Raw genomic sequence first — 11,033 nt, 5'->3', positions numbered from 1 at the left:
GCCCGGATCCGACGCCTACCGTCGTTCCACCGGCAGGCGCCACGAGCGCCGGCACCGGCGTCGGGGGCCCCCCCCCCCCCCCCGCCCCCGCGGGGGCGCGCCCCCGCCCGCCGACGGCCACCACCGCGGCGGTGAGCTCGCGCAGGCTCAGGTGGGTGTCGCACAGGATGTAGCGGGCGCCCGGCCGGCCACGCTCGGCAGCAGCGAGGTGACCGCGCCCCAGTCCTTCGGTGAACACCAGGCCGAACCCGCCGGGCGGCACCATCGGCAACAGCCCGCGCAGCGCCGGGCGAAACATCCGCAGCTCCATCGACGCCGGGCCGTACGGCCCAAGGCCATACACCGTCGCGGGGTTCACCACCACCACCTCCATCGCGCCCGCGGCGGCGAACACGGCATGCTCGGCCCGCTGCTTGGACCGCTCGTAAGGGGTGCCCTTCGGCCCGGAGGCGAGGTTGGTCTCGTCAAACCGGCCGCCGGGTGGTGCGTCGAACACGTCGATCGTGCTGGTGTGCACCAGCCGACGGACGCCGCCCGCCGCCGCGGCGCGGGCGAGCTGAGCCGACCCCTCGACGTTGACCCGGTCGAACCGGCCCGGGTCGGCCAGCCACTGTTCGGGCACGCCCATCGCGTTGAACACGATCTCGACGCCGTCGACGGCCACGGACAACGTCGCGGGATCCGTCACGTCCCCGACGGCCACTTCCACACCCGGCCCTGGCACCTCGACACCGGGCCTCGGCAACGCGCCGACGCGGACCGGAGCACGGACCAGCACCCGCACCTCGTGCCCGGCCGCGAGCGCCGCCCGCACGACGGCACCGCCGACCTTGCCGGTCGCACCGGTGACGAGGATCCGCACGCGGCGCAGCCTACGCCGCCGGACCGACCATTCCCGCCGGAGCCGACCGCCGGAGCGCTCGACAGCGAACCAATCCACCTTTCCGGGCAGCCTTTCGTCGAACGAAATCACCTGGCAGTGCGGATGCCCGGCCCGCCCGCCTCGGTGCGCGGGCGCGTCCGGTGCCGGCAAGCCGGTAAAATCATGACGAGGCTGGGATGGGCCCGGTCGGCTCCTGGCCACAGCGAGCGGTGCCCGGCTCCGGTTGGTTCCGGGCCGGTGGAATGCCATCGGCGTCGGTTGCGCTTCTTTTCAGGTGACGGAAGCGAGCGGTGGTGTAGAGGAGGACCTCGATCGTGCTTGATCCGCGAGAGCTCTACAGTCTCACCGAGGACGGGCCCGAGCAGCAGTCCGGCGAGCAGCACCGGCCGATCATGCTCGAGGCGATGACCGGTGTCGTCGATGCCGGCAACGCCGTCAGCCTGGCCGGAGAACACCTGCTGACGGCGCTCGAGCACCAGATCGTGGCCACGTTCGACATCGACCAGCTGCTCGACTACCGCTCCCGCCGACCCTCCATGATCTTTTCGGAGGATCACTGGGAGAGCTATGCCGACCCGGTGCTGTCGATCTACGAGCTGCGCGACGAGTCGGATGTACCGTTTCTGCTGCTCACCGGACCCGAGCCCGATCTACAGTGGAAGCGCTTCATCGCCGCCGTCCGGCAGATCGTGGAGCGCCTCGGCGTTGCCCTGAGCGTCGGTCTGAACGCGGTGCCGATGGCCGTGCCGCACACCCGTCCCGCCTCCGTGACGGCACATGCCAGCCGCAAGGAGCTCATCGCCGGGTATGAGCCCTGGCTACGCCGGCTGCAGATTCCGGGCAGCGCCGGTCACCTGCTCGAATACGAGCTCGGCCGCGACGGGCGGGACGCGATGGGGTTCGCCGTCCACGTCCCGCATTATCTGGCGCAGTCGACCTATCCGGCGGCCACCGAGGTGCTGTTGACGTCCGTGTCCAAGGCCACGGGTCTGATGCTGCCGCTGGACGGGCTGCGTTCTGCCGCGCTCGCCGTGCATGACGAGGTCAACAGCCAGCTTGCCGAAGGCGGCGAGGCCGCCTCGCTTGTCCGGGCGTTGGAGGAGCAGTACGACGCCTATCAGCGAGGGCGGCGTGGCCCCAGCCTGCCAACGGTTGATGGTGAGCAGAAGCTGCCAACGGCCGACGAGCTGGGCGAGGCACTGGAGCGCTTCCTGGCCGAGCAGTCGGAGCCCGGCGGTCCGAACCCGCTGGGCTGATCCCGCCGAAAACCGCCGGTCCGCCCACCGGGTGGAACCGGTGGTGCGGTTCTATCGGATTGCCGCTACCACATCCAGGGATCCGCTGTCCCGGTCTTCTCTGTTTTCGCCTGCACCGAGGCCTTCCGGAAGTTGCCATTTCGGTGCATTCGCCCTCGCGTAGGCTCGCGCTTCGCTGCGGTGGGCCAACGGCCTGCAGCAGCACAGGATCGCCCCGACCCGGTGGCGCATGACAGAGAGAACCAGAAATGACCCTGCCCCAGGGGCGGCCTGTTCGTGCGCCTGGCCGCCGGAAAAAGCCCGTGACCGACGTTGCGTCGACCGATATCCCCAATCCGGGCGCCGCCGTCGCAACAGCAGCATGCACCGAAACGGCAACGAACACCGAAACGACAGTCGCCCCAGAAAAAGCAGTTTCCCCAGAAAAAGCAACTGCCACCGAGACGGCGGGGGTCGCCGCCGAAACCACGGTCACAACGAATCCCATCGACGCCACATCGCCTGCCGCCGAAATCCCGGCCCAACCCACGAGCACCGATGTCGAGACCCGACCCAGGGCCAAGCCCGACAACAAGCCCGACAGCAAGCCCGAAGCCGAATCCGAGCGGAAGGCGACCGTGCAACGTCGGGTCAGCCGTCCGCGACTGCGCAAACCGTTGCGGACGGCGCTGCTCACCCTGCACATCATCGTGAGCGTCGGGTGGAACGGCGTCGCGTTCTGCCAGCTTGCCCTGGCCAGCACCGCCGCGGCCGATCCAGATCTTCGGCATTCGGCGTACGAACTCATGCATGTCATCGACCGCACGCTCAACATCCCGTTGGCGCTGCTCACGCTGATCACCGGGATCGTGCTGTCGGTGAAGACCCACTGGGGTCTGCTACGGCACTGGTGGATCGTGGCGAAACTGTCCATCACCGTGGTGGCGATGATCAGCGGTGGTTCGCTCCTTCGGACGCTCATCGTCTCCGCCGGTCATCACAGCGCGGTTTCGGCGACGGGCTATCCGGCCCAGACCGTGGCACTGATCGTCTGTGGCAGCGTGATGAACCTGCTGTTCATCACCGCCACCGTGCTGTCGACCGCGAAGCCGTGGGGACGCACCCCGCGTGGACGTCGCGAGGTCGAAGCCCTCGCGACGCAGCGGCCGACGCTGCGCGCCGCCGATCGGACGACCGAGACCGCCGATGGGGCTCCGCCGGCAGTTCCGGTCAAGGCGGCGGTGGCCACGACCGGGTGATCCCAGATCCGGCACCGGCCGGACGTCCCGCTGCGGCCACGAGCCGGCGTCCGCCTGGACGGTCAGTGCCGGCGAGGCGGCCGGGCGGTCAGTGCCGGCCGGGCACGCGGCCGATGTCGGCGTCGGACAGGGCGCGGACGGCGAGCCGGTCGACGAAACGCTCGATGATCGCTCCGACCGGCCAGCGTTCCACCTCGGCGATCAGACGCGTGGCCTCCGCTTCCGCGTCTGCGGCGGGCCATCCCTGGGCGTCGAGACTGTGACACAGGGCAACCTGATAGTCCTCTTCCGTGAACCCGGGCAGGTGCCGCACCATCGCCGTCGTGGTGCCGTAGTAGGAACCCAGCCCCACGAAGACCCGGCCGCACTCGCACCGCCCGTGCGGACGGTCCAGATGCAGATCACAGAACGCACGCAGGGTGACCAACTCGCCTTCCACCGCCCAGTGGAAATCGTCGACGCGCAGGCCCTGCGCGTACGCCGTGGCCGTGAGAAGTTTCATGACCGCAAGCTCCTCGTGGTCGCCCGACCGCTTCCGGGTGGGAAGCGGATGCCCTGCGGGTCTACGAGAAGACAATCATCCCCCACCGACAAAGTCTCGAACTACCCTCCATCGCGGTACTCTCGGGCCACCTCGTGAGCGGCCCTCCACAGGGCGGGCGGATAATAGCCCGGTTGGACGGGAGCGACGGGAGGATCACTTTCAGTGGCCGCCTCGCCCCCTGTTCCGAGCGCACAAAAGCCGCCCTGGTTCGCCGCAGACGCAGCCACCTGGCGCGGCCTGCTCTACCTGCTGCTGAGCCTGCCGTTGTCGCTGGTCGGCTTCATCGTCGTCACCGTGGCGATCTCCCTCGGTGCCGGTCTTGCGATCACGGTGGTCGGCATCCCGGTGCTGGTGGTGGGGCTGCGGATCTGCCGGGCGTTCGGCACGCTCGAGCGGGCCAGAGCCCGCTGGCTGCTGGGCCTTCGGGTCGCCACCCCCTCCCACCCCCCGCCCCGGCGCCCCGGCCAGCGCGGCCCGGGGCTGGCCACGCTCGGCGATCCGGTTGCCTGGCGAGAGGCGCTGTTCCTGTTCGTCCGGCTGCCGTGGGGCATCGTGAGCTTCGTGCTGGCGCTGCTGCTGGTCACGGTCGCCTGGGTGGTGCTGCCCGGGGCGACCCGGGCGCTGGTGGCCGTCGACCGGGCGATGGTGCGGGGAATGCTCGCCCCGTCCGCGCGGGTGGAACAGCGCGTGCGGGAGGCTGCGGCGAGCCGGCGGACGGCCCAGGACGCCGCGGCCGACCTGCGTCGGATCGAACGCAACCTGCATGACGGGGCGCAGGCCCGGCTGGTCGCCCTGGCCATCGGCCTGGGCATGGCCAAGGAGATTCTCACCGAGGACCCGCAGGCTGCGGCCGAGATGGTCGCCGAGGCACACGGCGAGGTGAAGCTCGCCCTGGTCGAACTGCGCGATCTGTCCCGTGGGATCAATCCAGCGATCCTCACCGACCGCGGCCTGCCCGCGGCCCTGGCCGCCCTCGCCGATCGCTGCACCGTCCCGACCCTGGTGACGGTGGAGCTGGCCACACGGCCGGCTGCCGCGGTGGAGGGCATCATCTACTTCACCACCGCCGAGCTCCTGACCAACATCAGCAAACACAGTCAGGCCGGTGGCGCCACGGTCGACCTGCACCGCGTCGACGACGGCTCGCTGCTGCTGCAGATCGGTGACGACGGCATCGGCGGCGCGGATCCGCTCGGCGGCAGCGGCCTGACCGGCCTCGGCGAGCGCATCGCCGGGATCGACGGGTCGATGACGGTCGACAGCCCACCCGGCGGCCCGACGACGGTCACGGTCCGCTTCCCTTGGCAGGACGACCCGGACGGGGATCCCCGGTCCTGAGCGTCGACCCGTTCTACCTGTTGTCGACCGTAGCCGGCGCCGGGGAGCCGACCCTCTGATCTGGTGCCCCGACGCCTACGCGCTCAACGCCCCGGTGCGCCGCAGCAGGACGTTTCGGCAGCAGGAAACCGAGCGGAACAGCGGCGATGCTGAACCCGAGGGTCCACCAGAAGGAAATCGCGTAGGCGTGGGCAGTGGCCGCCACATCACGTGGACGGCCGCCACCCACGGCATCGGGCAACTGGCGGGCGAGCACCACGGCGAGCACAGCGGTGCCCAGGGACGCACCGACCTGCTGGAAGATCCGGACCGCGGAGGTCGCCCGAGGAATCTCCGCGGCGGAGAGCCCGATGTAGGCCGCGGACATCACCGGCACCATCGCCGCCGCGAGACCCAGACCCCGCACGACCAGGGACCCCCCGAGCAGGACCTCACTGGTGTGTGCCGTCACCTGGGTGTAGGCCACCGAGCCCAGGACGCTGAGGCTCAGCCCGAGCAGGACCATCGCACGCGGGCTGACCCGGTCGGCGATCCGGCTGAGCACGACCATCCCGATCATCATGCCCAGACCCTGAGGAGCCAGGAGCAGGCCGGCCTCGACCGGGCTACGTCCGCGCGCCTGCTGCTCGTACAGCGGCAGGAGGAACAGCGCGCCGAACAGCGAGATACCGAACAGGAACATCAGACTGGCGGCGCCGCAGAACGACGCGGAGCGGAACAGCCGCAGATCGATCAGCGGCACGATCCGGGTGCGCAGCGCATATCCGACGAACGCGACGATCAAGGCGACACCGATGACCAACGGAACCAGCACAGCCGCCCCGGTGAAGCCGCCGTGGCGACCCGCCTCGGCGAAGCCGTAGACAACGGCCGCGAGCCCCGGGGAGAGCAGAGCGAAACCGATGCCGTCGAACCGCTGGGACACGCGGGTGGACGACACCTGCGGCGGCATCGTCCGCCAGGCCAGCACGAACGCGACGATGCAGACCGGCACGTTGATCAGAAAGATCCAACGCCAGCTGAAACTTTCGACGATCACACCGCCGAGGACCGGGCCGAGGACCGGAGTCAGCAAGGCCGGAAAGGAGACCACCGCCATGAGCCGGCCGAGCCGCTGCGGCCCGGCCGCCTGCGCCATGATCGTCTGCATGAGGGGCAGCAGCAGCCCTCCACCCAGGCCCTGGATGACCCGAAAGGCGATGAGGCTGCCGATGGACCAGGCGATCCCGCACAGCGCCGAGCCGACCAGAAACAGCGCAAGTGCCAGCAACCACATGCGGCGACCACCGAACCGCTCGACCGACCAGCCCGTCACCGGGATCACCATGGCCAGCGCGAGCAGATACGCCGTGGTGACCCACTGCACCGTAGGAAGATCGACATCGAAGGCATGACTCAGTCGGTCCAGCGCAACGGACACGATCGTCGCGTCGAGCTGCACCACGACCACGCCGGCGAGCAGCACCAGGGCCAGCCGGACAAGTGCGGCATCGATCTTTTCCGAGCCGGCCTCCGACGCCCCCGGCGATGCGGATGCCTGCGTCGCCATGAGACCTCCACATGGATTGCACGCGAGCGGGTGGCCGAGGAGCGACACACGCCCTCAACCATCGCCGTGCGACGGCACCCGCTCGAACGAGACGGCGTCTCGCCGAAAGATACACCGTCTCGCCTGGCGGTACGCCGTTGTACCCGAACCGATCCCGGCCGGATCGGAAAACGCCCCGAGTGCATGTGGCGCAGCGGCGCGCAGGCTCCCATCCTGCGCCCGTAATCTCGAGAGATGGGCGACCACAACCCGGCGACGACAACGCCTGACTGCGAGCCCACCGTGCTGCCATGGGCTCACGCGGCTGCTCGGCGCCGCCCTCGCCTGACGCGCGAGGAGATCGTCGACGCCGCCATTCGCATCGCCGACGCCGAGGGCCTGCCGGCCGTCTCGATCCGCCGGGTTGCCGCCGTTCTGTCCGCCCGGCCGATGAGCCTCTACTCGCACTTTGACCGCAAGGACGACCTGCTTGCGCTCATGCACGACCAGGTCGCCGCCGAGATCCTGGTGCCCGAGCCGCTGCCGACCGACTGGCGCACCGCCCTGCGGGCCATCGCCCACCGCACCCGAGACTGCTGCCTGCGCCATCCCTGGACCCTGCAGACCACGTCCCGGTGGGCCACCCGCCTCGGGCCGAACGCGCTGCGCCATGCGGAGCAGTCCGCCGCCGCCGTCGCCGGGCTGGCGTTCCCGCCGGCCCGGCTCATCGCCCTGCTTCGGGCGGTCGACACGTACACGCTCGGTCAGGTCGCCCTCGAGCTGCAGGAATGCCCGACCGAGCGGGACCTGTTCGACCTGCGCACCTACATGGGAACAATGATCGACAGCGGGAAGTATCCGCATCTCGCTCGGATGTCCTGCGCCGACATCCTCATCCCAGGCGACCAGGCCCGACAGAGTTTCGACGACGGTCTGGAGTGGCTACTGACCGGCTTCTCGACCGGTCTCGACGCCGAGCCGACCTGACGGGGTCCCACCGCGGTCAGACGCTGCCCAGCACCCGAGTGACCTGGATTTCCAGGACGACCCGCAGCGGGTTGGCCCGCGGCTCGCGATAGCGCCGGGCGTAGCGGCGTTCGGCATCGGCGACCCTGTCCGGATCGTCGCGCACGACGGCGAGTCCCTCCAGCGTCGACCACCGCCGCCCGTCGATCTGGCAGAGTGCCACGACGGTGCCGGCCGCGGGCCCAGCCGCGATGATCCGCGCCTTGCGGGACCGTCCGGAGGTGATCACCCGGGCCGTGGCGGTGGTCAGGTCCAGGGTGGCGCCGACCGCGACCACGTGCACCCCACCGCCGGGACGCACGGTCGTCAGGCTGCACAGCTGCCGCTCCCGCCAGAACTCGGCGAACGCCGCACCCCGATCCGCGAGGGCCCGCGGCCCGTCGAACCCGCCCGTCATCGCACGACGGCGGGCGAGGCGGCGCCGGCGACGATCGGGCCGGACGGGGTGGCAAGGCTCAGGCGACGATCGGTGAGCACCGGAAACGCGGCCCGCACCGTGGCCGAGCCGTCCCGGTCGAGTGTGGCCACCACCGTCCCCGGCGTGGCGTCGCCCTCGGCGAGCACCGTTCCCCACGCGTCGATGACGAGGCTGGTGCCCGCCAGCTCCCGGCCGGCGTGGCGGCCCGCCAGGTTGCAGGCGACGAGCTGGATCTGGTTCTCGATCGCCCGGGCCCGGGTGAGCACCCGCCAGTGCTCGACACGGGCCGCGGGCCATGCGGAGACCACCGCGACCAGCTCGGCACCGTCGTCGGCCAGCTGCCGGAAGAGCTCGGGAAACCGCAGGTCGTAGCAGGTGGCGAGACCAATCCGGCCAAGCTCGGTCGACACCGCGCGCACGTCCGTGCCCGGCGTCAGCAGCCGGGTCTCCGCCCCGTCATGGCCGAACAGATGAATCTTTCGATAGCTGTGCAGGATGTCCCCGCCGGGGCCGATGAGCACCGCGGTGTTGTGCAGCGCACCGTCGTCGGCCCGTTCGACCAGACTGCCCGCGACCAGGTGAAAGCCACGTTCCCGGGCGACGTCGCGCAGCGCGGTCAGCGTCGGCCCGGTCAGCGGCTCGGCCTGCGCCTCGTAGTCGGTGAAGTGGAAGAAGCCGGTGGCCCACAGTTCCGGCAGCACCACCAGGTCCGCCTCGACCCGGCGCAACGAGGCGAGAACCCGGCGCACCCGCTCGTCGGCGCTCTCCTCGTCCGGGCAGTCCAGCTGCAGGCAGACGACCCGCACCGGGTCAGTCGACACCGAGCATGGCCTTCCACTGCTGTGCGCTGGACGGGCGGAACACGTCGTTCATCCGCCGCACGACCGGCAGGTCCTCGGACGACTTCGGCGAGTACTGGTGGCCGGGAAAGACCGTGGTGGCGTCGGGCAGGGCCGACAGACGTCGCAGGCTGTCGTACATCAGCCCGGCGTCCCCGCCGGGCAGGTCCATCCGGCCGCAGCCCTCGAGGAACAGGGTGTCGCCGGCGACGAGCCGGTCGTCCACCAGGAAACACTGGCTACCGGGCGTGTGACCGGGCGTGTGCAGCAGGGTGATCGGAATCTGGCCGACCATGACCACGTCGGAGTCGTCATGGCCGACGAGTTCGGTGGCGGAGACGCCGGTGCTCTGCCGTACCCATTCGACCTCGGCTCGGTTCACGTGGATCGGCACGTTCTCCCGGGCGAGCAGCGCCCGGATGCCCTCGATCTCCAGGCCGAAGGCGGATCCGCCGACGTGATCGGCGTGGTAGTGGGTGGCGAGCGCCCCGGTGAGCCGCATACCGTCGGCGGCCAGCAGGTCGAGCAGGTCGTTCACCCGGTAGGCCGGGTCGATGACGACCGCCTCCCCGGTCTCCCGATCGCCGACCAGATACACGAAGTTGACCATCTGGGTACCGACCGGGTCGCCGACGGCGAAGTCCCGGCCCGACAGCAGCTGGCGAAAATACAGACGCTCGGTCATGGGCCCAGCCTACGAAGCAAGCCGGTGGGCGGCGAAGAAGTCGAGGATCGCGCCGGTGGCGTCAAAGGTCCGTCCCGCGAGGGACGTCGCCCGGTCGCCGCGGGCCTCGGGGCTCGCCGGCCAGAAGTGGGTGCCGCCGATCACCGTGTCCAGCCTGACCTCACCACCCCCCAGACAGCCGGTGTAGCGCAGGGCGACAACGCCGACGATCGGATGCGACGACTCGGGCTGCGGGTCGCAGCGGTAGCGCCGGGCGTACTCGCGGATGACGACCTGCGCCGCGGGGACCGGTGTCGCCGCACCCGCCACCCGCCCACCGCCGTAGGGGACCGACGGGTCCGCGGTACCGTGCACGGCCATGGTCGCCGGCGCCCGACCCGGCGGGCAGATCGCACTGGACGTGGACGAAACCATTGCCACGGCGGCGAACCGGGGCGCGTGGCAGGCCAGCGCCGCGGCGAACTCGGCGCCGTTGGAGTGCCCGGTGGCGTAGACCCGCGCGGCGTCCAGGCAGTAGTGACCGGCGAGGTCGGTCAGCAGCGCGTCGACGAAGCCGAGGTCGTCGGCCGCCGTCGGACTCCCCGGGGTGTTCCATCGCGGCGGCGACCCCAGGGCGTCCGGGGTGACCACGAAATATCCCCGACCAGAGCCGGTCACCCCCATTCTCGACCGCTGTTCCTCCACTGCGCCACTGGCCTTGAAACCGTGAAAATCAAATACGGTCGGATAGGCCTGGCGAGCATGGTAGGAATGCGGAACCGACAGGAGGTAGTGACGCCGCACCCCACCGTAGAGAAAGGTACGCAGCCCGCTCGAGGGCGGTGTTCCCATGGTGGACATGCAGGCCGGCACGCCCGTCGGCCCAGGAAGTGCCGCGGCTACGGCCCCCAGCAGCCCACTGTCGGGTGACCCCTTCGCGGCGCCTGCGCGGTTGTGCGCCACAAGAGTGATCGTCAGCAGTAGGACGATCGCAACGGCCGCTACCGTCGCGCTCCAACCGGCCACCGACCGTCGAATGCGCACCGCCTCATAATAGAAGCCCGCGCGGCAGAAAAACCGGGCTCCGCCGGACGCCTGGCCGACACCGGAGGTGCCGGGTCGGCGTCCGTGGTGTTCGCCCGGCACGGCGGCCGGGTCGCCGATCGGGACCGTCAGGTGGCTCCACGACCGGCTGCCTGGCCGGTCCGGACCAGCCTCGCAGCCGTGGCCACCCTGGCCGCACGATCCGCGAAGATGGCCGGATCGCCCTAGACTTTCCCTGCGCACGCGTACGGAACG

At 70.4% G+C, this 11,033-nt stretch carries 11 protein-coding genes; 4 read left to right on the top strand and 7 right to left on the bottom strand.

From position 1 onward, the window contains the following. Window positions 1-862, bottom strand: an 862-nt coding sequence (locus ND747_RS23035; protein WP_251736280.1) for an NAD-dependent epimerase/dehydratase family protein, incomplete at its 3' end; no start/stop codon positions are given. A gap of 335 nt (window positions 863-1,197) precedes the next feature. Between ND747_RS23035 and ND747_RS23030 the strand changes: the two genes are divergently transcribed. Both ND747_RS23030 and ND747_RS23025 read left to right on the top strand, forming a co-directional pair. Then, the gene (locus ND747_RS23030) at window positions 1,198-2,139 is read left to right on the top strand and encodes a PAC2 family protein (protein ID WP_251736279.1); all 942 of its coding nucleotides are present in this window, start codon (window positions 1,198-1,200) and stop codon (window positions 2,137-2,139) included. Window positions 2,140-2,756: 617 nt separating this feature from the next. Further along, complete coding sequence (locus tag ND747_RS23025) at window positions 2,757-3,377, top strand: hypothetical protein (protein ID WP_251736278.1); 621 nt, start codon at window positions 2,757-2,759, stop codon at window positions 3,375-3,377. 88 nt (window positions 3,378-3,465) lie between these two features. On the opposite strand, the gene ND747_RS23020 is transcribed toward ND747_RS23025, so the two are convergent. After that, entirely contained in the window at window positions 3,466-3,879 is a 414-nt protein-coding gene (locus ND747_RS23020; RefSeq protein ID WP_251736277.1) for a hypothetical protein, read from the bottom strand. Between the two features lie 204 nt (window positions 3,880-4,083). On the opposite strand from ND747_RS23020, the gene ND747_RS23015 reads away from it, so the two are divergent. Beyond that, complete coding sequence (locus tag ND747_RS23015) at window positions 4,084-5,259, top strand: sensor histidine kinase (protein ID WP_251736276.1); 1,176 nt, start codon at window positions 4,084-4,086, stop codon at window positions 5,257-5,259. Between the two features lie 13 nt (window positions 5,260-5,272). On the opposite strand, the gene ND747_RS23010 is transcribed toward ND747_RS23015, so the two are convergent. Further along, window positions 5,273-6,808, bottom strand: coding sequence for a DHA2 family efflux MFS transporter permease subunit (locus ND747_RS23010; RefSeq protein ID WP_251736275.1), 1,536 nt, complete (start codon window positions 6,806-6,808; stop codon window positions 5,273-5,275). A 282-nt stretch (window positions 6,809-7,090) separates the two neighbouring features. On the opposite strand from ND747_RS23010, the gene ND747_RS23005 reads away from it, so the two are divergent. Next, a complete protein-coding gene (locus ND747_RS23005; RefSeq protein WP_251736274.1) occupies window positions 7,091-7,774 on the top strand; it encodes a TetR/AcrR family transcriptional regulator in 684 nt (227 codons plus the stop codon). A gap of 16 nt (window positions 7,775-7,790) precedes the next feature. Here the strand turns inward: ND747_RS23005 and ND747_RS23000 are convergent, their stop codons facing one another. From ND747_RS23000 to ND747_RS22985, 4 genes are read right to left on the bottom strand one after another with little or no spacing between them, the layout of a single operon-like run. Then, window positions 7,791-8,210, bottom strand: a complete 420-nt coding sequence (locus ND747_RS23000) for a pyridoxamine 5'-phosphate oxidase family protein (protein ID WP_251736273.1) — start codon at window positions 8,208-8,210, stop codon at window positions 7,791-7,793. Continuing rightward, complete coding sequence (locus ND747_RS22995; protein ID WP_251736272.1) at window positions 8,207-9,052, bottom strand: carbon-nitrogen family hydrolase; 846 nt, start codon at window positions 9,050-9,052, stop codon at window positions 8,207-8,209. The genes ND747_RS23000 and ND747_RS22995 overlap by 4 nt, the downstream gene beginning before the upstream one ends. Continuing rightward, window positions 9,042-9,755 carry an MBL fold metallo-hydrolase gene (locus ND747_RS22990; RefSeq protein WP_251736271.1) on the bottom strand — a complete coding sequence of 238 codons (714 nt, stop codon included), beginning with the start codon at window positions 9,753-9,755 and terminating at the stop codon, window positions 9,042-9,044. The genes ND747_RS22995 and ND747_RS22990 overlap by 11 nt, the downstream gene beginning before the upstream one ends. Window positions 9,756-9,764: 9 nt before the next feature. Next, a complete protein-coding gene (locus ND747_RS22985; protein WP_251736270.1) occupies window positions 9,765-10,586 on the bottom strand; it encodes a PHB depolymerase family esterase in 822 nt (273 codons plus the stop codon). Window positions 10,587-11,033: the final 447 nt, after the last annotated feature.

This window comes from Frankia sp. R82 (assembly GCF_023716925.1).
Taxonomy (GTDB): Bacteria; Actinomycetota; Actinomycetes; order Frankiales; family Frankiaceae; genus Frankia.
The sequence above is the reverse complement of the archived record's forward strand: the minus strand, read 5'-3'. Positions and strand labels throughout refer to the sequence as shown.